At 67.6% G+C, this 25688-nt stretch carries 29 protein-coding genes and 1 other RNA gene; 14 read left to right on the top strand and 16 right to left on the bottom strand.

Features of this window, described 5'->3' with window-relative positions; translation table 11 throughout:
• Positions 1–69: 69 nt before the first annotated feature.
• From exbB to ABE571_RS11970, 3 genes are read left to right on the top strand one after another with little or no spacing between them, the layout of a single operon-like run.
• Positions 70–801: a tonB-system energizer ExbB gene (exbB, locus tag ABE571_RS11980; protein ID WP_313219655.1), complete on the top strand. Its 732-nt coding sequence runs from the start codon at positions 70–72 to the stop codon at positions 799–801.
• A gap of 9 nt (positions 802–810) precedes the next feature.
• Complete coding sequence (exbD, locus tag ABE571_RS11975) at positions 811–1236, top strand: TonB system transport protein ExbD (protein WP_313209174.1); 426 nt, start codon at positions 811–813, stop codon at positions 1234–1236.
• Positions 1233–1961, top strand: a complete 729-nt coding sequence (locus ABE571_RS11970; RefSeq protein ID WP_346493766.1) for an energy transducer TonB — start codon at positions 1233–1235, stop codon at positions 1959–1961. Before exbD ends, ABE571_RS11970 begins: the two co-directional genes overlap by 4 nt.
• 60 nt (positions 1962–2021) lie before the next feature.
• Here ABE571_RS11970 and ABE571_RS11965 read toward each other — a convergent pair whose 3' ends face one another.
• On the bottom strand, positions 2022–4049 hold the full coding sequence (locus ABE571_RS11965) for a sodium-translocating pyrophosphatase (RefSeq protein ID WP_313209176.1): 2028 nt from the start codon (positions 4047–4049) through the stop codon (positions 2022–2024).
• 339 nt (positions 4050–4388) lie between these two features.
• Between ABE571_RS11965 and ABE571_RS11960 the strand changes: the two genes are divergently transcribed.
• The gene (locus tag ABE571_RS11960; RefSeq protein WP_346493765.1) at positions 4389–4892 is read left to right on the top strand and encodes a hypothetical protein; all 504 of its coding nucleotides are present in this window, start codon (positions 4389–4391) and stop codon (positions 4890–4892) included.
• 234 nt (positions 4893–5126) lie between these two features.
• On the opposite strand, the gene ABE571_RS11955 is transcribed toward ABE571_RS11960, so the two are convergent.
• On the bottom strand, positions 5127–6383 hold the full coding sequence (locus ABE571_RS11955) for a 6-phosphofructokinase (protein ID WP_346464628.1): 1257 nt from the start codon (positions 6381–6383) through the stop codon (positions 5127–5129).
• Between the two features lie 141 nt (positions 6384–6524).
• On the opposite strand from ABE571_RS11955, the gene ABE571_RS11950 reads away from it, so the two are divergent.
• From ABE571_RS11950 to ABE571_RS11940, 3 genes are all read left to right on the top strand, one after another.
• Positions 6525–7088: an adenylate kinase gene (locus ABE571_RS11950; protein WP_019183836.1), complete on the top strand. Its 564-nt coding sequence runs from the start codon at positions 6525–6527 to the stop codon at positions 7086–7088.
• 334 nt (positions 7089–7422) lie between these two features.
• Positions 7423–8787 (top strand): UDP-N-acetylmuramate:L-alanyl-gamma-D-glutamyl-meso-diaminopimelate ligase, encoded by a 1365-nt coding sequence (gene mpl, locus ABE571_RS11945; RefSeq protein ID WP_313209179.1) that lies wholly within the window; start codon positions 7423–7425, stop codon positions 8785–8787.
• 12 nt (positions 8788–8799) lie between these two features.
• Positions 8800–9378, top strand: a complete 579-nt coding sequence (locus ABE571_RS11940; protein WP_313209180.1) for an LON peptidase substrate-binding domain-containing protein — start codon at positions 8800–8802, stop codon at positions 9376–9378.
• A 53-nt stretch (positions 9379–9431) separates the two neighbouring features.
• On the opposite strand, the gene ABE571_RS11935 is transcribed toward ABE571_RS11940, so the two are convergent.
• Complete coding sequence (locus ABE571_RS11935; RefSeq protein WP_313209181.1) at positions 9432–11435, bottom strand: VTT domain-containing protein; 2004 nt, start codon at positions 11433–11435, stop codon at positions 9432–9434.
• Between the two features lie 102 nt (positions 11436–11537).
• On the opposite strand from ABE571_RS11935, the gene ABE571_RS11930 reads away from it, so the two are divergent.
• Complete coding sequence (locus ABE571_RS11930) at positions 11538–12200, top strand: serine/threonine protein kinase (protein ID WP_346493764.1); 663 nt, start codon at positions 11538–11540, stop codon at positions 12198–12200.
• 69 nt (positions 12201–12269) lie between these two features.
• Here ABE571_RS11930 and ABE571_RS11925 read toward each other — a convergent pair whose 3' ends face one another.
• A complete protein-coding gene (locus ABE571_RS11925; protein ID WP_346493763.1) occupies positions 12270–12941 on the bottom strand; it encodes a hypothetical protein in 672 nt (223 codons plus the stop codon).
• Between the two features lie 117 nt (positions 12942–13058).
• On the opposite strand from ABE571_RS11925, the gene ABE571_RS11920 reads away from it, so the two are divergent.
• Positions 13059–13877 (top strand): NAD(P)-dependent oxidoreductase, encoded by an 819-nt coding sequence (locus tag ABE571_RS11920; protein ID WP_313209184.1) that lies wholly within the window; start codon positions 13059–13061, stop codon positions 13875–13877.
• A gap of 82 nt (positions 13878–13959) precedes the next feature.
• On the top strand, positions 13960–14925 hold the full coding sequence (locus ABE571_RS11915; protein ID WP_313209185.1) for a YiiG family protein: 966 nt from the start codon (positions 13960–13962) through the stop codon (positions 14923–14925).
• A 42-nt stretch (positions 14926–14967) separates the two neighbouring features.
• Here the strand turns inward: ABE571_RS11915 and ABE571_RS11910 are convergent, their stop codons facing one another.
• The gene (locus ABE571_RS11910) at positions 14968–15840 is read right to left on the bottom strand and encodes an ion transporter (RefSeq protein WP_313209186.1); all 873 of its coding nucleotides are present in this window, start codon (positions 15838–15840) and stop codon (positions 14968–14970) included.
• A 65-nt stretch (positions 15841–15905) separates the two neighbouring features.
• On the opposite strand from ABE571_RS11910, the gene ABE571_RS11905 reads away from it, so the two are divergent.
• The gene (locus tag ABE571_RS11905) at positions 15906–17135 is read left to right on the top strand and encodes an acetylornithine transaminase (protein ID WP_313209187.1); all 1230 of its coding nucleotides are present in this window, start codon (positions 15906–15908) and stop codon (positions 17133–17135) included.
• A 66-nt stretch (positions 17136–17201) separates the two neighbouring features.
• Here the strand turns inward: ABE571_RS11905 and ABE571_RS11900 are convergent, their stop codons facing one another.
• Entirely contained in the window at positions 17202–17813 is a 612-nt protein-coding gene (locus ABE571_RS11900) for an HAD-IA family hydrolase (protein ID WP_346493762.1), read from the bottom strand.
• A gap of 113 nt (positions 17814–17926) precedes the next feature.
• Between ABE571_RS11900 and azu the strand changes: the two genes are divergently transcribed.
• A complete protein-coding gene (gene azu, locus ABE571_RS11895) occupies positions 17927–18385 on the top strand; it encodes an azurin (RefSeq protein ID WP_346483141.1) in 459 nt (152 codons plus the stop codon).
• A 272-nt stretch (positions 18386–18657) separates the two neighbouring features.
• On the opposite strand, the gene hemL is transcribed toward azu, so the two are convergent.
• Together hemL and thiE are read right to left on the bottom strand one after the other, a co-directional pair.
• Positions 18658–19947, bottom strand: a complete 1290-nt coding sequence (gene hemL / locus ABE571_RS11890; protein ID WP_313209190.1) for a glutamate-1-semialdehyde 2,1-aminomutase — start codon at positions 19945–19947, stop codon at positions 18658–18660.
• A 15-nt stretch (positions 19948–19962) separates the two neighbouring features.
• Entirely contained in the window at positions 19963–20595 is a 633-nt protein-coding gene (thiE, locus tag ABE571_RS11885; RefSeq protein WP_346493761.1) for a thiamine phosphate synthase, read from the bottom strand.
• Between the two features lie 72 nt (positions 20596–20667).
• Between thiE and ABE571_RS11880 the strand changes: the two genes are divergently transcribed.
• Positions 20668–20859, top strand: coding sequence for a rubredoxin (locus ABE571_RS11880; RefSeq protein ID WP_313209192.1), 192 nt, complete (start codon positions 20668–20670; stop codon positions 20857–20859).
• Between the two features lie 31 nt (positions 20860–20890).
• On the opposite strand, the gene ABE571_RS11875 is transcribed toward ABE571_RS11880, so the two are convergent.
• The 8 genes from ABE571_RS11875 to ABE571_RS11840 form a co-directional block, all read right to left on the bottom strand.
• The gene (locus ABE571_RS11875; RefSeq protein ID WP_123730293.1) at positions 20891–21736 is read right to left on the bottom strand and encodes a tetratricopeptide repeat protein; all 846 of its coding nucleotides are present in this window, start codon (positions 21734–21736) and stop codon (positions 20891–20893) included.
• 62 nt (positions 21737–21798) lie between these two features.
• Positions 21799–22251 (bottom strand): DUF192 domain-containing protein, encoded by a 453-nt coding sequence (locus ABE571_RS11870; protein ID WP_123730294.1) that lies wholly within the window; start codon positions 22249–22251, stop codon positions 21799–21801.
• A 45-nt stretch (positions 22252–22296) separates the two neighbouring features.
• The gene (rpiA, locus tag ABE571_RS11865) at positions 22297–22944 is read right to left on the bottom strand and encodes a ribose-5-phosphate isomerase RpiA (protein ID WP_346464634.1); all 648 of its coding nucleotides are present in this window, start codon (positions 22942–22944) and stop codon (positions 22297–22299) included.
• Between the two features lie 26 nt (positions 22945–22970).
• Positions 22971–23447, bottom strand: a complete 477-nt coding sequence (locus tag ABE571_RS11860) for an EVE domain-containing protein (protein WP_313213073.1) — start codon at positions 23445–23447, stop codon at positions 22971–22973.
• 13 nt (positions 23448–23460) lie between these two features.
• The gene (locus ABE571_RS11855) at positions 23461–24060 is read right to left on the bottom strand and encodes a 5-formyltetrahydrofolate cyclo-ligase (RefSeq protein ID WP_313213075.1); all 600 of its coding nucleotides are present in this window, start codon (positions 24058–24060) and stop codon (positions 23461–23463) included.
• Positions 24061–24139: 79 nt separating this feature from the next.
• A non-coding RNA gene (ssrS, locus tag ABE571_RS11850) (6S RNA) lies at positions 24140–24324 on the bottom strand.
• A gap of 132 nt (positions 24325–24456) precedes the next feature.
• The gene (locus tag ABE571_RS11845) at positions 24457–24756 is read right to left on the bottom strand and encodes a cell division protein ZapA (protein ID WP_313213077.1); all 300 of its coding nucleotides are present in this window, start codon (positions 24754–24756) and stop codon (positions 24457–24459) included.
• On the bottom strand, positions 24753–24974 hold the full coding sequence (locus ABE571_RS11840; protein ID WP_019183857.1) for a TIGR02449 family protein: 222 nt from the start codon (positions 24972–24974) through the stop codon (positions 24753–24755). The genes ABE571_RS11845 and ABE571_RS11840 overlap by 4 nt, the downstream gene beginning before the upstream one ends.
• Before the next feature lie 165 nt (positions 24975–25139).
• Here ABE571_RS11840 and ABE571_RS11835 point away from each other — a divergent pair, with 165 nt between their 5' ends.
• Positions 25140–25688 (top strand): UPF0149 family protein, encoded by a 549-nt coding sequence (locus ABE571_RS11835; protein ID WP_121039475.1) that lies wholly within the window; start codon positions 25140–25142, stop codon positions 25686–25688.

Raw genomic sequence — 25688 nt, 5'->3', positions numbered from 1 at the left:
ATACTCTTCGCCCCTTTCCTGCCTCCGGCGCTGCACGGTGCCGCGATGCCTCTGACTGATGACGTCCCCATGACCTTGCCCATCGCTCTTCCTGCCGCCGTGGCGGCACTGCCGCATGACCTGACCCCCTGGGGCATGTACCAGGCCGCCGATGGCGTCGTGCAGACCGTGATGATCGGGCTGGCGCTCGCCTCGATCGCCACCTGGACGGTGCTGGTGGCTAAGACCTGGGAACTGGGCCGGCAACGCACGCGGCTGCGCCAGGCACGCGCGCTGCTGTTGCAGGCCGCGCAGCTGCCGGTGCCGCAGACGCATCCGTTGCTGGACGACGGCGCAGCGCATGAACTGATCGACGCGGCCCGCACCGAGCTGCGCCTCTCGCAGGACGCGCAGGATCCGGTCGGGATCAAGGAACGGGTCGCCTCTCGCCTGGAACGCATCGAACTGGCGCATGCACGCCAGCTGCGCACCGGGGTCGGCCTGCTCGCCAGCATCGGCGCGATCGCCCCGTTCGTCGGCCTGTTCGGCACGGTGTGGGGGATCATGAACAGTTTCATCGGCATCGCCCACGCCAACACCACCAATCTGGCCGTGGTCGCGCCGGGTATCGCAGAGGCGTTGCTGGCCACCGCGCTCGGCCTGGTCGCGGCGATTCCCGCCGTCGTGATCTACAACCACTTCACCCGTGTGCTGGCCGGTATCCGCGGGCTGCTCGGTGACCTCTCGGCCGGCGTGCAGCAACTGGTCTCGCGCGATCTGGACCGCCTCGGCAATGCGCCGGCCGTGCGCGACGCGCGCTGAGGACCGGCCATGGCCATCAAGACCGCCCGCCACGACGACGACGCACTGGAAGAAAGCCACGACATCAACGTCACCCCCTTTATCGACGTGATGCTGGTGCTGCTGATCATCTTCATGGTCGCCGCGCCGCTGGCCACGGTGGATACGCCGGTGGATCTGCCGGCCAGCACCGCGCAGCCGCAGCCACGCGATGCCGAACCGGTGTTCCTCTCGGTGCAGGCCGATCTGTCGCTGAGCGTCAACGATGTGCCGGTCGGCACTGACGGGCTGGATGCCACGCTGGAGCGGCTGACCGCTGGCGACCACGAACAGCGCATCTACCTGCGTGCCGATCAGAGCGTGCCCTATGGCGAGCTGATGCAGACCATGAACGCGCTGCGCGCGGCCGGGTATCGCAGGATCGCGCTGGTGGGCGTGGAGCAGCGCAGCGAATGAGCCGCGACACCGCCGCAATGCTGCGCTGGGTAGGCAGTCTGGCGCTGGTCCTTGCCGCGCATGCCGTGCTGATCGGCGGCGCGCTGTGGTGGCAGCAGCGAGCGCCGGTGCGGGTCAACGATACGCCGGTGGAAGCGGTGATGGTGGAGTTGGCGCCGGTACCCGAGGCGCCGTCCGTACCGCCGAAAGAAATCCCACCCGGGCCGTTGCAGCAGGAACAGCATCGGCCCGAGCCGACGCCGGTGCCGAAGGTGGATCTGCCGCCGGACGACACCCCGGACGCGCAGGACGTCCTGCGTCGCCAGACACCGCGCGAAGCAGCGCCGACGGACCAGCACAACGTGGACCAGACGCTGGCGCCGCCGGCGGTGACCGCACGGCCATCCGAGCGCTATGCCGCCACGCAGACGGTCGCCGGCCGCCAGGGCAGCGCGGCCGTGACCTGGCAGGGCCTGCTGCTGGGCCATCTGGAACAGTACCGCCGCTACCCGCGCCAGGCCGAGCGTCTGCGCCAGCAGGGTGTGGCCCATGTGCGCTTCTCGGTGGACCGGCAGGGCAACGCCTCCAACATCCGGCTGGGCCAGAGCAGCGGCCATCCGCTGCTGGACGAGGAAACGTTGGCCACGGTGCGGCGCGGCAGCCCGTTGCCGCCACCGCCAGCGGAGATCACCGGCGACCCGGTGGAGGTGATGGTGCCGGTGACGTTCTTTCTCCGGCGGCGCTGAAGCGGGTGTCACACGCGCGGCACGGACGCGCTGGCATGAGGCCAGCGCGTCCGTCCTGCCTCAGAGCAGTGGCACCAGCAGCAATGCCACGATGTTGATGATCTTGATCAGCGGGTTGATCGCCGGGCCGGCGGTGTCCTTGTAGGGATCACCGACGGTATCGCCGGTGACCGCGGCCTTGTGTGCCTCGCTGCCCTTGCCGCCGAAGTGGCCATCCTCGATGTACTTCTTGGCGTTGTCCCACGCACCGCCGCCGGTGGTCATCGAGATCGCCACGAACAGGCCGGTGACGATGGTACCGATCAGCAGGCCGCCGAGTGCGCGCGGCCCGAGCAGCAGGCCGACCACCACCGGCACCGCGACCGGCAGCAATGACGGGATGATCATTTCGCGGATCGCCGAGCGGGTCAGCAGGTCCACCGCGCGGTCGTACTGCGGTTTGCCGGTGCCGTCCATGATCCCGGGAATCTCGCGGAACTGGCGGCGTACTTCCTCCACCACCGCGCCCGCCGCACGACCCACCGCTTCCATCGCCATCGCGCCGAACAGATAGGGAATCAGGCCGCCGATCAGCAGGCCGATGATCACCTCATGGTTGGACAGGTCGAAGGCGAAGACCTCGCCGGGATTGGCCGCCTGCAGGTTGTGGGTGTAATCGGCGAACAGCACCAGCGCGGCTAGGGCGGCCGAGCCGATCGCGTAGCCCTTGGTCACCGCCTTGGTGGTGTTGCCGACGGCATCGAGGGGATCGGTGATGTCGCGGATTTCCGGCGGCAGTTCGGCCATCTCGGCGATGCCGCCGGCGTTGTCGGTGATCGGACCGTAAGCGTCCAGCGCCACGATCATGCCGGCCATCGAGAGCATCGCGGTCGCGGCGATGGCGATGCCGTACAGGCCACCAAAGTAGTGCGCCAGCCAGATTGCCACGCACACCGCGATCACCGGCAGGGCGGTGGACTTCATCGAGACACCAAGGCCGGCGATGATGTTGGTGCCGTGCCCGGTGGTGGAGGCCTGCGCCACGTGCTGCACCGGTTTGTACTGGGTGCCGGTGTAGTACTCGGTGATCCACACGATCAGCCCGGTCAGCACCAGCCCGATCAAGGCGCAGAAATACAGGTTCAGCGCACCGTGCGCGTTGTCGGGCATCAGTTGCGTGGTGATCGGGTAGAACGCGATGGCGGCCAGGACACCGGACACGATCACGCCCTTGTACAGCGCGCCCATGATCGAGCCACCGGGCTTCACCTTGACGAACAGCGCGCCGACGATGGAGGCAATGATCGATACGCCGCCCAGCACCAGCGGATACAGCACCGCATTCGCACCGGCCTCGGCGATCATCAGGTTGCCGAGCAGCATCGTGGCGATCACGGTGACGGCGTAGGTTTCAAACAGGTCGGCGGCCATGCCGGCACAGTCGCCGACGTTGTCGCCCACGTTGTCGGCGATCACCGCCGGGTTGCGCGGGTCATCCTCGGGGATGCCGGCTTCGACCTTGCCGACCAGGTCCGCGCCGACATCGGCGCCCTTTGTGAAGATGCCACCGCCCAGCCGCGCGAAGATCGAGATCAGCGACGAGCCGAACGCCAGCCCGACCAGGGCGTGCAGCGTCTGCGCCACATCCAGCCCGAGTCGCAGCAGCAGCGCGTAGTAGCCAGCCACGCCCAGCAGGCCCAGCCCGACCACCAGCATGCCGGTGATCGCACCGCCGCGGAAGGCCACATCCATGGCCGCACTCAGGCCGTTGCGGGCAGCCTCGGCCGTGCGCACGTTGGCACGCACCGAAACGTTCATGCCGATGTAGCCGGCCGCGCCGGACAGCACGGCACCGATCGCGAAGCCGATCGCGGTGTACCAGCTGAGGAAGAGGCCAACCAGCACGAACAGCACGGCACCGGCGATGGCGATGGTCAGGTATTGACGGTTGAGATAGGCGCGCGCGCCTTCCTGGATGGCGGCGGCGATTTCCTGCATGCGGGCATTGCCAGCCGGTTGCCGGAGGATCCAGCGTGCCGACACGATGCCGTAGAGAATCGCGAGGATGGCGCAGAACAGCGCCAGAGAAAGCCCGTAACGTTCCAGCATGTCCCCTCCCGGGTGATGGAATGACATCCAGTGAACGGATGAACGTCTCCACGCGGGGGCACAACAGGCTGCAACCATGAACCAACCCGTTCAGACCGTGCCGGTCTTCAAGCGTGTGGCGGTGTTCAGCAATCCCTGGTGGCCGGAGTATGCGGGTAAATCCTCGATGCATGCCAGCAAGGATTTCAAACTGCGCGTGCGTGCCCGGATCGCCAACGACGGAGGTAGTGCCGGCCGCTGGCCGGCAACCACGCAGATCCGGACGAAGGGCCGCCTTTGCCACGCCGTTCAGCCATCCACTGGCAGCCTCGGCCCATCCCCCGCCGTTGGAGTCCTGCCATGTCCCCCCGTCATCTGTTGTGGCTGGCCCTGTTGCCCGCCGTGTCCGCCTTCGCCGCCGAAACCCCCGAGCTGCAGCGCGCCGCCGGCACACCGCAGGCGGTAGGCGCGGCCCACACGCTGCGCCAGATTCCCGAAGCCTGCGCACGGCTGGAAGGCGTGTTCACCGGCGAGGCGGCACAGCCGTACAAATTCGCCGTGGTCCGCACCAGCGAGCAGTGCCAGCCGCGTGCCCGCTTCGTCGATTACGAGAAGGCGCAGCCCAGCGAAGCCAAGGGCTGGAAGCTCAATGATGTGATCCGCGTGCCGAATGCCTCCTGCCCGGCGCAGCAGGCGGTGGTGCGCGTGTGGCGGATGCCGGTTACCACCAAGCCGGAACTCGATGGGCAGGGCCAGTCGCGCATCTACCTGGAAGACGCCAAGAAGCAGGCGGCTGCCGGCAAGATCGCCCAGGTGCCGATGTTCGCCGCGAAGATGAAGGTCGAGGGCAAGGCCTGCAACTGACGCCCCGTAACGGCGGGTAGTGCCGGCCGCTGGCCGGCTCCACGCGGACCGTCAGATGCGCGATGAAACCGGCCGCTGGCCGGCGCCCAGGACGCTCCCGGACACCGCGATGCCGGCCAGCGGCCGGCACTACCCGAGCGCCGGACAGCCCGACGATGCCGGCCAGCGGCCGGCACTACCTGAGCGCCGGACAGCGCGACGATGCCGGCCAGCGGCCGGCACTGCCGGGCTTGTTCATGCCTCGAAGGCAGGCAGCTTCTTCTTCACCGCCACGTTCTTCAGCGTCACGTATTTCGGCAGCCCATCGGACCCGTACGGCAACGGGGCTTCCCCCTTGATCAGCGGGGCGAGATAGGCGCGGGCCTTGTCGGTGATGCCGAAGCCATCGCGGCGGATGAAGCCGGCCGGCATCTTCTTCTCGTGGTTGGCCACCTTGTGCAGCGGGGCCGCTTCAATCTTCCAGCGGTAAGGCGTGTCGCTGGTGCGCACGATCACCGGCATCACCGCGTTCTGGCCCTTCAGCGCGAACTGCACCGCCGCCTTGCCCACCGCCTGTGCCTGCTCCCAGTCGGTCTTGGAGGCCAGATGGCGTGCCGAGCGCTGCAGGTAGTCGGGCAGGGTCCAGTGGACCTTGTAGCCCAGCCCATCCTTGACCCGCGCGGCCAGCTGCGAAGCCACGCCACCGAGCTGGGTGTGCCCGAACGAATCGGTGCCGCCGCCCGCATCGGCGACGAAGCGACCGTCGGCGGTCTGGATGCCTTCGGAGGCGACCACTACGCAGTAGCCCACGCGCTCGACCACCTGTTTCACTTTGGCCAGGAACGCCGCTTCGTCATACGCGCGCTCGGGCAGCAGGATGATGTGCGGGGCGTCATCGGCGCCCTGGCCGGCCAGGCCCGCAGCCGCCGCGAGCCAGCCGGCGTGGCGGCCCATCGCCTCGTAGACGAATACCTTGGTCGAGGTCTCGGCCATCGCGGCCACATCCAGCGCTGCTTCGCGTACGGAGACGGCGGTGTACTTGGCGGCCGAGCCGAAGCCCGGGCAGGTATCGGTCACGGCCAGATCGTTGTCGATGGTCTTGGGCACGCCGATGCAGGTCAGGTCGTAGTCGAAAGCCTTGGCCAGCTGGGAGACCTTCCAGGCGGTATCGGCCGAATCGTTGCCGCCGTTGTAGAGGAACCAGCGCACGTCATGGGCGCGCAGCACCTCGAGCAGGCGCGCGTACTTATCGCGGTCGGCCTCCAGCGATTTGAGCTTGTAGCGGCACGAGCCAAACGCGCCGCCGGGGGTATGGGCGAGGGCGGCGATGGCGGCGGCGGTCTCCTTCGAGGTATCGATCAGGTCCTCGCGGAGCGCGCCGAGAATGCCGTTGCGCGCGGCCAAGACCTTGATTCCTTTGGCCCTTGCGGTGCTGATGACCGCCGAGGCGGTGGCATTGATGACGGCGGTGACGCCGCCTGACTGGGCGTAGAGCAGGGTACCGTTGGACATGATGCGACCTTGGTCTGGGGGAAGGACATTGCAGAGACATTACCGGTATGGGGTAAAGTGCGCGTATTGCGGTGCAGCGTGATTGTGGACAATCCCGGGGCGCGCGCCCTTCCATTTTCTTACCAAGTTGGAGTCAGGTTGATGCGATTGGTTCTGTTGGGACCGCCCGGTTCGGGCAAGGGGACGCAGGCGACGCGCCTGAAGGAACATCTCTCGATTGCGCACATTTCCACCGGTGATCTGCTGCGCGCTGAAGTCGCCGCCGGCACCGAGCTGGGCAAGCAGGCCAAGGCTGTGATGGATGCCGGCAACCTGGTGTCCGATGACATCCTGCTGGGCATGCTCGAGTCGCGCCTGGGCCAGGACGATGTGGCCAAGGGCTTCATCCTCGACGGTTACCCGCGCAACGTGGCCCAGGCCAACGCGCTGGACAGCCTGCTGGCCAAGATCGGCCAGCCGCTGGATGCCGTGGTGCAGCTGGACGTGCCGACCGAACTGCTGGTCGAGCGCATCGCCGGCCGCGCCGCCGAACAGGGCCGCGCCGATGACAATCCCGAATCGGTGCGCCAGCGCCTGCAGGTCTACAACGACCAGACCGCGCCGGTGGTGGATTTCTACGCTGGCCGCGGCACCCTCGCGCGCGTTGATGGCGTGGGCGAACTGAACGACGTGGAAGCGCGCATCCGCGCCGCGATCCAGGCCTGATGCGGGTCGGTGCCGCTACGGCGGCACCGCGCCGGCTGTACGTTTGCCGGCGCCGCAAACACACACGCCCGGCCCCCGAAGGGACCAGGCGTGTGGTTTGAAGGTGCCAGCGAGCGGGCTTGCTCAGAGCCCCGCAGCATGAGCCCCCCTGGGGATGGCCTCTTGGGGAGTAGGACCAATGGGGTACTGCGGCTGGCCAATAGAATTGTGTCCGTCTTCACAGTATGGCGCTATCGGGAATTCCCCGACACCGCGCTGGATTTTTCTGATAGTCGACTAGGAGTTGTCTGACGGCGATCTCCATCGACGGTGGCGATCGGCGACAATCGTACGCATGAGCACGATCCACATTCTTGGCATTGCAGGCACTTTCATGGGCGGCGTGGCCGCACTGGCGCGCGAGAAGGGCCATACGGTCCGCGGCAGCGATCAGGCGATCTACCCCCCGATGTCCACCCAGCTCGAACGGCTGGGCATCGCCCTGGATCCGGGCTACCGCGCCGACAGCGTGGCGCCGGACTGCGACGAGGTGGTGATCGGCAATGCGCTGTCGCGTGGCAACCCCGCCGTGGAAGCGGTGCTGGATGCAGGCCAACGCTACATCTCCGGCGCCCAGTGGCTGTCCGAGCAGGTGCTGCCGGGCCGCGATACCCTGGCGGTCGCCGGCACCCACGGCAAGACCACCACCACCACCATCCTCACCTGGCTGCTGCACAGCGCCGGGCGTGAACCCGGCTTCCTGATCGGTGGCGTGGCCGAGGATTTCGGCGTCTCCGCGCGCGTCGGCAGCGGCCGTGAGTTCGTGGTCGAGGCCGATGAGTACGACACCGCGTTCTTCGACAAGCGCAGCAAGTTCGTGCACTACCGGCCGCTGGTGGCGATCCTCAACAACCTCGAATACGACCACGCCGATATCTTCCCGGACGTGGCCGCGATCCAGCGCCAGTTCCACCACCTGATCCGCACCGTGCCCGCGCGTGGGCGCCTGATCGTCAACGGCGAAGATGCCTATCTCGCCGACGTGCTGGCGATGGGCTGCTGGACCCCGGTGGAGCGCTTCGGTTTCGATCCTTCGCTGGAATGGCATGCCGAGCTGGTGGAGGCCGACGGCAGTGTGTTCGTCGTGCACCATCGCGGCGAGCGGGTCGGTGAGGTGCGCTGGTCGCTGCTCGGCCGCCACAATGTCCTCAACGGGCTGGCCGCCCTGGCTGCCGCGCATGCGGTCGGCGTCGAGCTGGCCACCGTGATCCCGGCGCTGGCCGCGTTCCGCAGCGTCAAGCGCCGCATGGAAGTGATCGGCCAGGCACGCGACATCACCCTCTACGACGATTTCGCGCATCACCCCACCGCGATCCGTACCACCCTCGAAGGCCTGCGTGCCAAGGTGGGCGATGCCCGCATCGTGGTGGCCATGGAGCCGCGCAGCAATTCGATGCGGCTGGGGGCACACGCACAGGCGCTGGCGCCCTCGCTGGACGGTGCCGACGCGGTGGTGTTCCTGCATCGCCCGGAACTGGCCTGGGATGCGGCGAGCGTGATCGCCGCCGTCCGGGGTGAGGCCCATGCCGTGCCCGATACGGATGCGCTGCTGGCTCAGCTGGGCGCGATCGCAGCGCCGGGTGACCATGTGGTGTTCATGTCCAACGGCGGTTTCGACGGGGCCCCGCGCCGCTTCCTGGCGCAGCTGCAGCACCCCTGAGGGACGCGGGCCATGACCGACACCGCTTCACTGCCCCTGTTCCCGCTGCACACCGTGCTGCTGCCCGGCGCGGCGCTCGGCCTGCGGGTGTTCGAACGCCGCTACCTGGACATGCTGCGCGAATGCAGTCGTGCGGGGACTGCCTTCGGGGTGTGCCTGATCCTGGACGGTGAGGAGGTCGGTGCGCCGGCATTGCCGGCCGCCTACGGGGTCGAGGCGCGGATCGAGGATTTCGACGTGGGCGCCGATGGTGTTCTGGTGCTGCGCCTGCGCGGCCAGCGCCGCTTCCATGTGGATCACACCCGCGTGCGCGACAACGGGCTGATCATTGCCGAAGTGACCTGGTGCGCCGCCGACAGTGACGATGAACTGCAGCCCGAACACGCGCTGATGGCCACCGTGCTGGAGCACATCATCGAGCAGGCCGGCGCGGCCTTCGCACCGGTCAGCCCGGCGCAGATGGAGCAGGCCAGCTGGGTTGGCTGGCGCCTGGCCGAACTGCTGCCACTGCAGGATGCGCAACGCCTGCAACTGCTGCAACACGATGACCCGCACCAGCGCCTGCAGGCGCTGCTGGACTGGATGCCGTAACGCGCGGTTCCCCCCGCGTTACGCCCCCTCGGCCGGGTAGCTCCGGCGCTGCATCACTCGGCCGGTGGCATGCGCACGCGCAGCACCGGCATCTCGGTGTCTGGATGGGTATCGACCTGCTGCGGCAGCCCGTCCAGTGCCTGGCGGACCGCATTGAGCGACGGGTCGATGCCACGCATCGGCCGCCACATCCCGATCAGCTTGAAGTGCTGCTGGTAATGCAGCGTCTGCGCACTGCCCAGCCACAGCGGTTCATTGTCCGGCGCCGCCAGGCGTGCCGGTGCCGGCCACAGGCGCAGCGCGAAGATCTCATTGGGCGCATTGCCAGCCCGCAGCATCAGCAGCGATTCGACCTGGGTATCCAGCGTGGCCGGCAGTACCGGCACCTTGTCCTTGTCGGAGGACTTGTCGAGCATCAACAACGCCTGCTCCCAGCCCGCCTGGGGCTGCACGCGCCAGCCCTGGCTTTCCAGCCGGCGCTGCAGCGGCGCCAACGGACCGGCCACCTGCACATCCAGCGGCCAGCGCTGATCGTCGTCGAACTCATTGCGACGCGAGGGCAGGTGCTGCCATTCGGTCGTCCACCAGGCCTGGGCATCCAGCGGCGCCGGGGTCGGCTGGGCAGGCTCGAAGCGCGCCAGTTTCACCGGGATGTTGCGTGGGGCATACCAGAGCGCGGCGATGGCGAAGGTGCCGTAGAACAGCCATGCCACCGGCTTGACCCAGAACGAGCGGTTGAACCGGCGACGGTAGGCGATGCCCAGCACCAGCAGCCAGAACAGGCCGAACAGCATGCCGCCGATCACATCGCTCAGCCAATGCGCGCCGAGGTAGATGCGGGCGAAGCCGATCAGGCTGACGATGATGCCCGACAGCAGGTAGGGCCATACGCGGGTGCGCCCCGGCAGTTCACGGGCGATCAGCACGGCGAAGAAGCCGAAGGTGATCGTGGCCATCGTCACCGACACCGACGGGAAGCCGAAGCCGCTGCTCGCATCCGGCGGGCGGACCACGTCCACCGTCGCACCGAGCAGCTTGCACAGCGCCAGCCCGAAGGCGAGGGCGGCCAGCCAGTGCGCGGCCGCCATCCAGCGCCGGCGCCAGACCAGGTAGCCCATGCCTGCCGCGGTGGCCGGCAGCAGGACCTGCCAGGCGCCCAGCGAGGCCAGTGCGGCCATCGGGTAATCGGCCAGTGGATTGCGCAATGCCAGCATCGCGTGGTGCACGGCCAGATCGACCATCAACGGCTCGCCGTGGGCGACCACCGCCATCAACAGCACGAACCAGCCCCAGCCGAGCAGCAGCAACATCACCGCCAGCATCGCCAGCGGCACCGACTCGCGGCGCTGCGGGTCGAACACGGCGACCGAGTAACGGCCCAGCGTCGGGTGACGCTGCGACCAGGCCAGCAGGCTGGCCAGCCAGCTGTCCATGCGCGAGGCCGACCAGCGGTAGCCATACAGCACGATCGCCCACACCAGGCCCATGATCACGCCGAGCAGGGCCAGCACCATCACCAACCGGCCGGCGACCGCGGCGACCGCGTCGTAGGCCTCGCCCAGCACCCAGCCGGGCGCCAGGAACAGGACGGCCCAGGACAGGCTGGCGATGCCGCTGGCCTGGATATAGCGCGACAACGGCATCTTCATCATGCCGGCGATGGCCGGCACGAACGGGCGGATCGCGCCGACATAACGCGCCACCAGGATGCTCTTGAAGGCATTGCGGCGGAACATCGTCTCGCCGCGATCGAGCAGCTGCGGGTATTTGCTGAAGGGCCAGAAGCCCCGCAGCCGATCGCCCCAGCGCCGGCCTACCCAGTAGCTGATGCCGTCACCGGCGAATGCGCCCAACGCCGCGCAGGCCACGGCATACGGCCCGGAGATCTGGCCCAGCCCGATGAACACCCCGACCGCGAACAACAGCGGCAACGCGGGCACGATCGCGCCCAGCACGATGACCGCATCGCAGAAGGCAATGAGGAAAATGACCGCGCCGGCAAGCACGGGGTGAGCTGAGATCCACGCAAGCGTGGCATCGATCCATGACGAGTCCATCGGGGGATTATAGGGGGGGCAAAGTGACTGACTGCCCGCCAGAGGCCGGGAATGTGCGGCATCTGCAGTGAATGAACGCGATCACCCGCCTAGAATGGCGGCATGACACGCCCTGCCGATCCCGCCCCGACCGCCCTCAAAGCCGACAGCTTCGGCCGCATCCTGCTGATGGAAGAGGATGGCCAGCGCTTCGTGCGCCGTGACCTGGAGGCAACGCCGTGGTGGTTGCGGGCACCGGCGTGGTGGCTGGCCCGGCGCGAGGCACGCGCGCTGGCGCATCTGGATGGCATGCCGGCCACGCCGCGGCTGCTGCGCTGGAACGGGCGCTGGCTGGACCGCAGCTTCATGGCCGGAGATGCCATGTACCAGCGTCCGCCGCATGGCGACCTGGCCTACTTCCGCGCGGCCCGACGTCTGCTGCAGCAGGTGCATCGCCACGGCATCGCACACAACGACCTGGCCAAGGAGGCCAACTGGCTGGTGCGCGAAGACGGCTCGCCGGCCCTGATCGATTTCCAGCTGGCGGTGATCGGCAACCCCCGCTCACGCTGGATGCGCCTGCTGGCCCGCGAGGACCTGCGCCATCTGCTCAAGCACAAGCGCATGTACTGCCGGCAGTCGCTCACCCCGGTGGAAAAGCGGCTGCTCAAGCGCACCTCGTGGGTGCGTGATCTCTGGTTCCGCACCGGCAAGCCGGTCTATCGCTTTGTCACGCGAAAGATCCTGCACTGGGAAGACAACGAAGGGCAGGGTCCCAAGCCGTGAGCGCAGGCAGCGCGCACGCGCCGCAATGACCGGGCGAGCGCCCGGCAGACGCTGACCACGCGCAGCTGATCAGCGCAGATCGAGGATCTGCTTGCCGGCGAAGCGGCGTTGCGCATCGAAATCGTAGGCGACCCGCAGCACCCCATCCTCTGCACACGCATGGCAGGTGCGCAGCGGCGTGCTGTAGATCAGGCGCACGCCGCCGTTGGGCAGTGCTTCGCTGCCGCTGGCTTCGGCCGGGGCAAACGGTGAGGCATCCGGGTGTGCATCCAGGAACGGTTTGACGGTGGCATCGGCGCGCGACATTTCCGGCAGCACGTCCGCATCCACATCCAGCGTGTGCCCGGCGCTGTCGACCAGCAGCGTGCCTTCATTGGTGTTGGCACGGAACGGGTATTCGATGGTGGCGATGCCCACGCCGTCCTGGTCCCGCCATGCGCTCACGTAGCCGGGATTGCCCTGCGCCCCCAGTTGATGGGCGGCGGCGATCGCCTGCGGGCTGGCCTTGGCGGCCTGCATCGCCTTGGACAGGCAATCATCGGCGACCGGTGCCTGGCCACGGCAGGCATCGACCTCGCCGTCCCAGATCGCCGCTTCGCCGAACGGGGAGGTGCCCCCGGCGGTGCCCGGGACGGTAGCTGCGTTCTGCGTCGCGGAGGCGGCAGGATCGCCAGCGGGTTGGCAGGCGCCAAGGGCCAGCACCAGGGCCAACGCGGTCAGGGGAAGGCGGATCGCCGTCATGTCGCTCATTCCATGCAGAACGTGAACGCCCAGTATCGGCGCGGCGCATGAATCCGGCGTGTGCGCCGGGGCGGCATAATGCGGATTCACTGCACCCGCATCCAAGGAATTCCGCGCATGGCCAGTCTGCAAGGCAAGACCCTGTTCATCACCGGCGCCTCGCGCGGCATCGGCCTGGCCATTGCGCTGCGTGCGGCACGCGACGGCGCCAACATCGCGATCGCGGCCAAGTCCTCGGTGCCCAATCCGAAGCTGCCCGGCACCATTCACAGTGCCGCCGAGGCGGTGACCGCTGCAGGCGGGCAGGGGCTGGCACTGAAGTGCGACATCCGCGAAGAAGACCAGGTGCGCGCGGCCGTCGCTGCCACCGTGGATACCTTCGGTGGCATCGACATCCTGATCAACAACGCCAGCGCGATCTGGCTGCGCGGCACGCTGGACACGCCGATGAAACGCTTTGACCTGATGCAGCAGGTCAATTCGCGCGGCAGCTTCCTGTGCGCGCAGGCCTGCCTGCCGCATCTGCTGCAGGCGCCCAACCCGCACATCCTCACGCTGGCGCCGCCGCCGACGCTGGACCCGAAGTGGTGGGGCCCGCATACCGGTTACACGCTGGCCAAGATGGGGATGAGCTTCGTCACCCTCGGCCTGGCGGCCGAATTCGGCCCGCAGGGCGTGGCCGTCAACGCGTTGTGGCCGCGCACGGTGATCGCTACCGATGCGATCAACATGATTCCCGGCGTGGACATCCGTGGCTGCCGCACGCCGGCGATTCTGGCCGACGCCGCGCACGCGGTGCTGTGCCGTGAGGCGGCCGGTTTCAGCGGACAGTTCCTGCTCGATGACGAGGTGTTGGCGCAGGCGGGCATCACCGATCTGAGCGGCTACGCCGTCGATCCATCGCGCCCGTTGATGCCGGACCTGTTCCTGGAGTGACGCGCGTTCGCTGCGCGCGATGACAACAGCTGCACACACTGGGCTGCTATGGTGCGTCCCCCCAATTGGTATGGACACTCGCATGTCATCTCGCACACGGACCGCGCCGCTCGCCGCCGCCATCGCATTGATCAGCCTGCTCGGCGCCTGCAGCAAGGGGCCGGGCAGCGTCGCCGATACCCAGGGCGTGGAGAAGGTGAACGCCTACATCGCCTGCTTCAACGCCGTTGAACAGCCGATCCACGAAGGTTTCCAGCAGTACATCGGCTGGATGCAGGACCCCGAGGCCGGCCCGACCGGCAACGAGAAAAAGGTGCGTGGGCCAGGTACGGTGCTGTCGCATCGCGTGGAGGCATGCAATGCCCCGATGGTGGCGGCGCTGGCGATGACGCCGGCGGAGCCCGAGCTGGATCCGGCGGCAAGCGCTTACCAGAAGACGTTCGTCGACCTGTACGCCCTGATCGAGCAGGCCGACCGTTACTACAGCCGCGAGGACTACCTGCGCGATGACCATGCCGGCATGCGCGCCCAGCATGCGCCGTTGATGAAGGCCTATATGGCGTTCTTCGATGCAGGTACCGCACTGGATGCCGCACTGGAAAAGCGCGAAGACGAACGCCGTGCCGAACAGCTCAAGGAGATTGAAGCCTCCGAAGGCCGCTCGATGGCGTACTACCAGATCAAGATCCTCGGCGACGGCAAGCAGCTGACCCAGCTGCTCAACAGCGAGACGCCCGATCTGGCCGTGGCCCGCACCCAGCTCACCGCGTTCCAGGCGCTGCTGCAGCAGGCGCAGGAGGACAAGGTCGGCAAGGGCGATGCGATGTGGGGGCACGTGGAGCGTGCGGCCGATGCGCTGGCCCGCGATGCCGGCCGTCGCATCGAGCGCGTGGAATCCAGGACGCCCTACACCCGCAGCGAGCAGATGCTGATCGAGAGCGGCGGCCGGATCAACAACCCGCAGGGCTCGGCCGAAGCGTTGCTGGTCAGCTACAACGACCTGGTCGACATGAGCAACCGCCTGGCCCAGACCAGCGGCGCACGCTGAGCGAACGCGGGGCCGGCTGCCAGGCGGCCCGCCCCGCGTTGATCAGACGTTGAAGACCGGGGGCAGTTTCTCGCCGCAGTGTCGGCAATGCACGGCATCCGGTTCGTGGCCTTCCAGCCCGCAGTGCGGGCAGCCGCGCGCATCCCGGCGCGCGGCATGCTCGGCATCGCGCATGGTATTGGCCAGTTCGGCGGTGTAGATGCCGGTGGGTACGGCGATGATGCTGTAGCCGATCAGGATCAGCACCGAGGTGACGAAGCGGCCCAGCACGGTCTGCGGCACGATGTCACCGAAGCCCACCGTGGCCATGGTCACCACCGCCCAGTACATGCTGCTGGGGATGCTGGTGAAGCCGTGGTTGGGGCCTTCGATCACGTACATCATGGTGCCGGCGATGATGGTGATGGTGATGACCGTGAACAGGAACAGCAGCACCTTGCGCCGGCTGCGCCACAGTGACTCCATCAGCACGCCGCTTTCTTCGATGTAGCGGGTCAGCTTGAGGATCCGGAACACCCGCAGGATGCGCAGCGCGCGCACCACCAGCAGGCTCTGCGCGCCGGGGATGAACAGCGACAGGTAGGTCGGCAGGATCGAGGCCAGATCGATGATGCCCCAGATGCTGAATGCGTAGCGCAGCGGGCGTTTGACCACCACCAGCCGCAACAGGTACTCGGCGGTGAACAGGATCGTGAAGCCCCATTCGAGCACGTAGAGCCCGTCGGCATAGGCCGCATGGAAGCGCTGCACGCTGTCGAACATGACCACCACCACGCTGGCGACGATCGCGTAGACCAGCAGCAGGTCGAAATTGCGCGAGGGCCGGGTGTCGTGGCGGTAGATGATGTCGAACCATTGGCGGCGCCAGCCGGATTCGGTGGCGGGGTTGAGCTGGGGGGCAGTGAACGGTCGCATGGGGCGCATTGTGCCCCACCGGCTCAAAGCGCGAGAATGGGATCTTTCCTGAGCCGTTGACTGCCATGACTGCCGCTGCCACCGATCCGCTGTTGTCCCTGTCGCATTACTACCTGCCGGTCTACAAACCGCGCCAGGTGGTGCTCGAACGTGGCCAGGGCGCGCGTGTCTGGGACAACCAGGGCCGTGAATTCATCGATCTGGCCGCCGGCATCGCGGTGTGTGGCCTGGGCCACAACGATCCGGACCTGAAGGCCGCGCTGATCGAGCAGGCCGGCAAGTTGTGGCATACGAGCAACGTGTTCTACAGCGAGCCGCCGCTGCGCCTGGCCGAAGAACTGGTCACCGCCTCGCGATTCGCCGAGCGCGTGTTCCTGTGCAACTCCGGCGCGGAAGCCAATGAAGTGGCGATCAAGCTGGTCCGCAAGTGGGCCTCCTCGCTGGGCCGGCCGGCGCATCAGCGCGTGATCGTGACCTTCCGCGGCAGCTTCCATGGCCGCACCCTGGCCGCGGTGACCGCCACTGCCCAGCCGAAGTACCAGGAAGGCTACGAGCCGCTGCCCGGTGGCTTCCGCTATGTCGACTTCAATGACGAGGTCCAGCTGGAAACCGCGATGGCCGCCGGCGATGTCGCGGCGGTGATGCTGGAGCCGATCCAGGGCGAGGGCGGCGTGATGCCGGCCAAGCCGGGCTTCCTGCAGCGCGTGCGCGAGCTGTGCGACCAGCACAACGCGCTGGTGGTGCTGGATGAGATCCAGGCCGGCATGGGCCGCACCGGCACCTTGTTCGCGCATTGGCAGGACAACATCAAACCGGACATCGTCACCCTGGCCAAGGCGCTGGGCGGCGGCTTCCCGATCGGCGCGATGCTGGCCGGCCCGAAGGTGGCCGAGGTGATGCAGTTTGGCGCGCACGGCACCACCTTCGGTGGCAATCCGCTGGCCGCCGCCGTCGCCCGGGTGGCGCTGCGCAAGCTGTCCTCGCCGGAGATCGCGCACAACGTGAGCCGTCAGTCGCAGGCGCTGCGCGATGGCCTGGGCAAGATCAACGACGAGTTCAAGGTGTTCAGCCAGGTCCGCGGTCGCGGGCTGATGCTGGGCGCGGTGCTGGACAAGGATTTTGCCGGCCAGGCCGGTCCCATCCTCGACCACGCCGCCGAACACGGCCTGCTGACCCTGCAGGCCGGGCCGGACGTGCTGCGCTTCGTGCCGTCGCTGAACATCACCGATGAGGAAATCGCCGAAGGCCTGAAGCGTCTGCGCGCGGCCGTGCAGTCGTTCATCGCGTCGCGGTAGAGCCGACCGTTGGTCGGCTGCTGTTGCTGTTGCTGTGGCGCGGGCGCAGCCGACCGTTGGTCGGCTCTACGCCAGGGCGTACCGCTTGATGACCTTGCCGAACGCGCGGCTGTCCGTCGCGGTCTCGGCCGGCAGACCGGCCAGCCGAGCCCCGCGCACGTTGACGAACAGGTCATCGATGAACAGCGTGCGCTCGGCGCGCGCCCCCAGCAGCGTCACCGCCTTGGCGAATATCGCCGGATCCGGCTTGCGCCCGCCCAGCGCACCGCTGCACAGGATGCGGCCGTGCAGGGCATCGGCCAGGGTGGGAACAAGCTGTGGAATCGTCTGCGCCATCAGCGCGCCGTTGTTGGTCAGGATGCCGATCGGCAGTGCCTGCGCGATCCGCGCCACGCGTTCGATCACCCCTGTTTGCGGTGCGCACGCGGCGATGCGCGCGGCCTGCCACTGCGCGATGCTGATCGTGGTCTGCAGTGCATCACCCAGTCGCTGCAGGTAGGCGTCCGTGGCCATGCCGCTGTCGTAGGCGCGCTCCAGCCCAGTGTCGAACAGCGCCGCCTGCACCTGCGCCGCACTGCAGCCGACGCTCGCGGCCAGATGGCGCACACGCAGGTGCCGCGCATAGCGCACCAGCACGCCATCGAAATCCAGCAGCAGGCACTCGATCACATGCGGCATGGGGCCGTCTCGTCCAGATCCAGTGCTGACCGTAACCCACCCAGTGCCTGCGCTGCGACATCGCGTCGCACGTCGCCTGCACGGTCGGTCACTAGAATCGCGGGGACTGCCTGATGGAGATCGCCTTGAAACTGCTTGCCCCCGTGTTGCTTGCCGGCTTGATGCTGGCCCCGGCCGCCCATGCGCGTGTCTGCGCGATCGCCATCGACAGTACCGACCAGATGAGCTTCAGCCAGAAGGAACTCAAGGTTGCCGCGGACTGCACCCAGGTGAAGCTGACCCTGCGCCACACCGGCAAGCTCGCCGCGACCGCGATGGGCCACAACTGGGTACTGACCCGCGCCGCGGATTACCAGCCGGTGGCGATGGCCGGCATGCGCACCACGTTGGCCGACAGCTACCTGCCCAAGGGCGATGCACGCGTGCTGGCGCACACGCCGGTGATCGGCGGGGGCCAGAGCACCAGCGTCACCTTCTCCACCGCCAAGCTGACCAAGGGCGGCGACTACACCTTCTTCTGCTCGTTCCCCGGCCATTTCGCGATGATGAAAGGCCGTTTTCTGTTCGGCTGAGCGCCGAAAACGGCCGGTAGCTACCGACCATTGGTCGGTAGACGCCGTGACGACCAACGGTCGTCACCTACCCGGGATGATCGGTACGCACACCGTGACGACCAACGGTCGTCACCTACGCGGGGTGATCGGTACGCACGCCGTGACGACCAACGGTCGTCACCTACCCGGGATGATCGGTACGCACACCGTGACGACCAACGGTCGTCACCTACCCGGGATGATCGGTACGCACACCGTGACGACCAACGGTCGTCACCTACCGCGTTCTATCAGCCCTTGACGACCTTGAAGGCTTCGCGCGCGGCTTCGAGCGTCGCATCGATGATGCTGTCGTCATGGGCGCTGGACAGGAAGCCGGCTTCATACGCCGAGGGGGCCAGGAACACGCCGCGCTCCAGCATCGCGTGGAAGAAGGTGTTGAAGGCGGTGATGTCGCACGCGGTCGCCTGCGCGTAGGTCTCCACCTTCTGGTCAGTGAAGAACAGGCCGAACATCGCGCCGACCTGGGTGGTGGTCACTGCCACGCCTGCATCGGCCGCCGCTGCTTCCAGCCCTGCGCACAGGCGCGCGGCCGAAGCACTCAGGCGATCATGGAAGCCCGGTTCCTGCACCAGTTCCAGCATCGCCAGGCCGGCTGCCATGGCCACCGGATTGCCGCTCAGCGTGCCCGCCTGGTAGATCGGGCCAGCCGGGGAAATCTGCGACATCAGCTCGCGGCGGCCACCGTACGCACCCACCGGCATGCCGCCGCCGATGATCTTGCCGAAGGTGGTCAGGTCCGGGGTGACGCCGTAATGCGCCTGCGCGCCACCGAGGGCCACGCGGAAGCCGGTCATCACTTCATCGAAGATCAGCACCGTGCCGTACTGCGTGCACAGTGCGCGCAGGTGCTGCAGGTAGCCCTCGCGCGGCGGGATGCAGTTGGCGTTGCCGACCACCGGCTCGATGATCAGCCCGGCGATGTGCTCGCCCTGTTCGGCGAACAGCGCCGTGGCGGCCTCGAAGTCATTGTAGGGCAGGGTCAGGGTGAGTTCGCTCAGCCCGGCCGGGACGCCTGGCGAGGTCGGCACGCCCAAGGTCAGCATGCCGCTGCCGGCCTTGACCAGGAACGAGTCGCCATGGCCGTGGTAGCAGCCTTCGAACTTGACGATGCGGCTGCGGCCGGTGGCACCGCGTGCCAGCCGGATCGCCGACAGGGTGGCCTCGGTGCCCGAGTTGACCATGCGCACCATCTCGCAGGACGGCACCAGCCGGGTCAGCGTTTCGGCCATGGTCACTTCGGCTTCGCACGGCGCGCCGAAGGACAGGCCGTTGCCGATCGCCTGCTTGACCGCCTGGCGCACGGCGGTGTGGTTGTGGCCGACGATCATCGGGCCCCAGGAGCCGACGTAATCGATGTAGCGGTTGTCGTCCACGTCATACAGATAGGGGCCATCGGCGCGCTTGACGAAGAACGGCTCGCCGCCGACCGACTTGAACGCGCGCACCGGCGAGTTGACGCCACCCGGCAGCAGCTTCTGGGCGCGGGTGAACAGGGCGTGGGACTGGTCGTGGTTCATGGAGTGTCCTGGGTCTTACGGAAACTGGGCGAGGAAGGCGCGCTGGGCGGCAACCGGGTCGGGGGCGGCGAAAATGCCGCTGACCACGGCCACCAGGTCGGCACCGGCCGCGATGATGGGACCCACATTGTCCGGGCTGAGCCCGCCGATCGCCACCCGCGGCACGCCCAGTGCGGCGCTTTGCCGCAGCAGGTCCGGCGTGGCACGGCTGGCGGTGACCTTGGTGGTGGTGGGGAAGAACGCGCCGAAGGCCACATAACTGGCGCCTTCGGCCACGGCACGCGCGGCATTGGCCAGCTGGTCGTAGCAGGACGCGCCGATGATGGCGTCGGGCCCCAACAGGGCACGCGCCGCGCCGATGTCGCCGTCGGCGCCTCCCAGGTGCACGCCAGCGGCGCCCACGGCATGGGCCAGCGCCGGGTCGTCATTGATGATCAATGGCACGCCGTGCTGCCCGCACAGCGCCTGCAGCGCGGTCGCCTGCTGCAGGCGCAGGGCGGCATCGGCGGTCTTGTTGCGGTACTGCAGCCAGGTGGCCCCAGCCGCCAGCAGCGGCGCGGTGCGCGCCAGCAGCCGTGCGGTATCGGGCTCGTCGGGGGTGATGAGGTAGACACCGCGGGGCGGCGTGGGGGCTGAAGCGTGATTCATCAATGGCTACCGGTAGCGCAACGGGAGTGGGACAATGAGCGCTGTCAGCTCTTGTCCTGCCGTGATTATCCGATGACCGACGCAACCGCCACCACCTTCCGCACCTGGATGTGCGTTGTCTGCGGCTTCCTGTACCGGGAAGAAGACGGGCTGCCGGAAGAGGGCATCGCCCCGGGCACGCGCTGGGACGACATTCCCGATACCTGGACGTGCCCGGACTGCGGCGTGACCAAGGATGATTTCGAGATGGTCGAAGTCGACTGAGACACCAGCCAGCCGCCGTGTCGCGGCGCCGTCAGTGCAGACGCGGCACCACGCCACCGAGGCCGACCAGCTTCTCACGCACGAACTGGGCATCGCTGGCCTTGGCATTGCGCTTGAGATACAGCCCCAGGTCGCTGCGCGCGCCGGCCTCGTAATCCAGCTGCAGGTAGGCCATGCCGCGGTCACGCAGGGCGTCGTCCTGCTCGGGCGCCAGCTTCAGCAGGCGGTCGGCACTGCGCGCGGCGCGGTCCCATTCGCCGCGTTCCACGTACACGCCGTGCAGGTTGCGCAGCATCCGCATCAGGATCGCGCGTGCCGGGGCCGGGTCCAGGATCTGCGCGAGCACGTCGTCGTCGGGCACTTCACCGCCCAGGTGTGAGCGTGCGCGTTCGCGCAGTTCCTCCACGCCCAGTGGTCGGCCGCCGTTGAACGGGTCCATCACCAGCACGCCGTCGTTGAGCGGCAGGCGCACCAGGAAGTGCCCCGGGAAGGACACCCCGTCCAGCGGGATGCCGAGCCGGCGCGAGACTTCCATCTGCACCAGCGCCAGCGAAATCGGATTGCCCAGGCGGCGTTCGAAGACCTGGTTCAGATAGCTGTTGCGTGGGTCGTAGTACTCGCCGTGGTCGCCGCTGTAGCCCAGCTCGTCGAACAGGTGGCGGTTGACCGCGGCGATCTTCAGCGGCCACATGTCGATCGTGGCGATCTCGGTGCGCAGGTGGTCGGCGTGACTCTGCAGGACCGCGTCGTAGACGGCGGGGTCCAGATCCGGGTATTCGTCCCGGGCGATCAGCAACGCCGTCGGCAACAGCGGCAGCGCCTCGTCATCCAGCTCGGCCAGTGAGTCCCACGTCGGCAATGTGATCTGCCCCTGCATGGGACAAGACTGGCGACAAACGCGCCGCGATTCAAGGGCGCGGCGCGTTTATCGGTGCCCTTTTACTTGCCGTCGGCGATGCCGGGGCCGAACGTGAGTTCGGTGCCGTCCTTGAGCGCCATCTTTTCGGCCTGCCCGGCGTTGAGTTCCAGCACGTAGCGGGCCGGTTCGCTGCTGGGGTAGGGCGGGCAACGATCGCCGGCCGAACACGGCGGCACATCGCGCTGCTGGCTGACCAGGCGGCGCTGCGCATCGAAGTACAGGATGTCCAGCGCGATCTTGGTGTTCTTCATCCAGTACGCCTGCAGTTCTTCGCGTTCGTGGATGAACAGCATGCCGTGGTCCTCGGGCATCTGGTCGCGGAACATCAGCCCGCGGGCGCGGGTGTCGTCATTGGTGGCCAGTTCAACGTGGTAACGGTTGCCGTCCAGCTCCACCCAGTGGCGGGCGTTGGTGCTGGCGCAGCCGGTCAGGGTGAACAGCAGGAGCAGGGGCAGCAGGCGCAACAGGGACATGGGCGTACCTCGTTGGGGTGGCCGGCGCACAGGCCGGCCACGGGGTCAGATCACGATCGGCGGCTCACCGCCGATGATCACCACATCGGCCGGGCGGCGCGCGAACAGGCCGACGCTGACCACGCCCGGCAGCTGGTTGAGCTCGCGCTCCAGCTTGACCGGATCGGTGATCTCCAGGTGGTGGATGTCCAGGATCACGTTGCCGTTGTCGGTGACCACGCCCTCGCGCCAGGCCGGCTGGCCGCCGGTCATGTCCATGATGCGGCGGGCGACCAGGCTGCGCGCCATCGGGATCACTTCCACCGGCAGCGGGAACCTGCCCAGCACCTTGACCTGCTTGCTCGGGTCGATGATGCACACGAAGCGCTCGCTGGCCTCGGCGATGATCTTCTCGCGGGTCAGCGCGGCGCCGCCGCCCTTGATCAGGTTCTTGTTGCCGTCGCACTCGTCGGCCCCGTCCACATACAGCGACAGGTTGCCGGTGTGGTTGAGCTCGAGCACCTCGATGCCGTGCTGCTTCAGGCGCGCGGTGCTCTGGTCCGAGCTGGACACGGCGCCCTTGATGCGGTGCTGGATCTTGGCCAGGGCATCGATGAAGTAGGCCACGGTGGAACCGGTGCCGACCCCCACGATCATGCCGTCTTCGACGTATTCAATAGCTTTTTCAGCGGCCAGGCGCTTGGCTTCGGACATGGCGGGCAACTCTTGGAGGAAAGGGGTCAGTGCTTTTCCAGCGACAGCAGCAGCTTCCACTGCGCAGCGGTCACCGGGAGGATCGAGAGACGGTTGCCGCGCGCGGTCAGCGGGAATCCTTCGCCCAGCGCATCGGCGTGCAGCTTGATCTCATCCAGCGAAATGGTGTCGCGCAGTTTGCGTTCGAAGGCCACGTCCACCAGCATCCAGCGCGGTTCTTCGCGGGTCGCCTTGGCGTCGTAATAGTCCGATCCGGGATCGAACTGGGTGTCGTCCGGATAGGCCTCGCTGGCCACCGTGGCCAGCCCGACGATCCCCGGCACCTTGGTGTTGGAGTGGTAGAACATCACCCCGTCGCCCACCTTCATGCCATCGCGCATGAAGTTGCGCGCCTGATAGTTGCGCACGCCGTTCCAGGGCTCCCGGCCCACGCGCTGCAGATCATCGATGGAAAAAGCGTCCGGTTCGGACTTCATCAGCCAGTAGCGCTTGCGTGCGGTCATGCGGAGTCTTTGATTACGGTAGGTGCCGACCGTTGGTCGGTACGCAGACGTGGGTGGAGATGTCGGTGCAGATCGCATCCACCGCGACGTCCCAGGGGTGCACCGGCAGGTCATCGACCTGCTGGACCGAGAAGCCGACCCCGACCAGCCACGGCGGCGCCGGGCGCTGGTGGCGGAATGCGAAGCTGCGATCATACCAGCCGCCTCCCATGCCCAGCCGCCGGCCCTGTGCGTCGAAACCAACCAGCGGCGCCACGACCAGCGCCATCTGCTCCGGTGCGAGCGTGTCGTCCAGCGCGAGATCGGGTTCGGGGATGCCGAAGCGGTTGGTGGTCAGTGCCTGCCCCGGGCGCCAGGGCGCGAAGCGCAGCGTCTTCTCGTGCAGGACCGGCAGGCAGTAGGTCAGGCCGGCGGGCAACTGCATCTGCCAGCGGTGCAGCGCGATTTCCCCATCCATCGCCCAGTAGCCGGCGACATGGCCCTGCGTGGGCGCGAAAGGAAGGGCGAGCAGGCCATCGGCCAGGTGTTCGGCGGCGGCCAGGCGCACGGCGGCGGGGAGATCACGGCGGCGTTGGCGCAGCTGCTGGCGCAGTGCGGAGCGCGGGTCGGTCATGCCTGGGTCCGGAGCGTGCGGGGGAAGCGGATAAAACAAGAGCGACGTCCCAAGGGAACGCCGCTCTTGCTGGAATATTGCATTCTCCGCCGTGACGATGCATGCGAAACGACCTTGAACCCGGGGTTCAAGTGGGTACGCTGGGGTTCCATCGGGCTTCCCGCTACAAGGCGGACTTGCACTCCCGGCGCCGTCGCGCACCCGTGGTCGTAATTAAGGGACAAGGCGAATGTTTGCACACGCCGTCGTTCACAGCAGAGAACGCAACGAGGATTATAGCCCTCTTGTGCGATTCGGCCAGTCCGTTCGTCGGTCGAATTGCACTTCAATTCAGATCGATGAAGACCATGCGATGCACTTGTGCAATCGACCACCGCGTGGAACCGGTCGCGTGGATCAACCCGCGTTGTCGAACGCCCGATCCAGGCGGCGATTGAGATCGCTCAGCGTCTGCTGCAGGGCAATGGCCTGCCGGGCGTGCTCATCACGCAGCTGCTGCAGCTCGTGGGCCAGGTTCAGGGCGGCCAGCACCGCGACCCGGTCGACCGCGGCCATCCGGTTGCTGCCGCGGATCTCGCGCATCTTGGCATCCAGCAGCCGGGCGGCGGCGGTCAGGCTCTCGCGTTCCTCGGCCCCCACCCCCACCGTGTATTCACGATCCAGGATGCGGACACTGACCGGTTCGGTCTGGCTCATGTGTGCTGCTCCAGGGACTTGAGGCGGGTGATCATCGCTTCGACCCGGGAGCGGGCCTGCTCGTTCTTGGCCAGCAGCTGGGAGCGCTCGGCCACCAGCTGTTCCTGCTGATGGCGCAGGCTGCGGTTCTCGTCGGCCAGACGCTGGTTGCGCTCAAGCAACGCCTCCACGCGGGCGGCGAAGGCCTGCAATTGGGCGATGGCGTCGGCGGGTTCCATGTCCGGCACCATAGGCAAGGGCGGACGGGGCGGTCAAGCGAATAATGACGGGGCCTGCCGGCCGTCGGCCCACCGGTGCCGGGGCAGGGCCTCGGGCGGGCCATGGCAACCCGGTGGACACAGGTGGATTGCTACACTGTGGCGCTCACAAACCGTAGCCCCAAGATGACCGAACTCCCGAGTGTCGACGACGTAAACCAGGCCAGCCAGGCCCTGGGCCTGGGCGCCAGCGCCGCTGAACTGCACGGCGGCCTGTGCGGCTGGCTGTCCGCCGGCGGTGCGCCGGTGCGTGAATGGCCGGCCCGCGTCCTGGCCGATGACAACCTGCCGACCCCGGCCGAAGGTGACGCCCTGGCGCGCCTGCTCGATGCCAGCGTGGCGCAGATGGAAGACCGCGATTTCGCTTTCGAACTGCTGCTGAGCGATGCCAGCGATACCGCCGCGCAGGCCGATGCCCTGTTCACCTGGGCGCGCGCGTTCCTGGGCGGCTTCGGGCTGGGCTCGGGCCAGAACCGGCCGGCCTTGTCCGAAGAGGGCGATGAAGCCCTGACCGATCTGGCCAAGCTGGCCCAGGCCTCCAGCGAAGACTTCGAAAGCGGCAACGACGATGACGAAGACGCGCTGGCCGAGATCGAGGAGTTCATCCGCGTGGCGGTGCTGCTGCTGCACGGTGACTGTGTCATGGCTGCGCGCCACCGGCAGCGCTTGAACTGA

It is taken from the genome of Stenotrophomonas sp. TWI273, from assembly GCF_039674765.1.
GTDB lineage: Bacteria > Pseudomonadota > Gammaproteobacteria > Xanthomonadales > Xanthomonadaceae > Stenotrophomonas.
The sequence above is the reverse complement of the archived record's forward strand: the minus strand, read 5'-3'. Positions and strand labels throughout refer to the sequence as shown.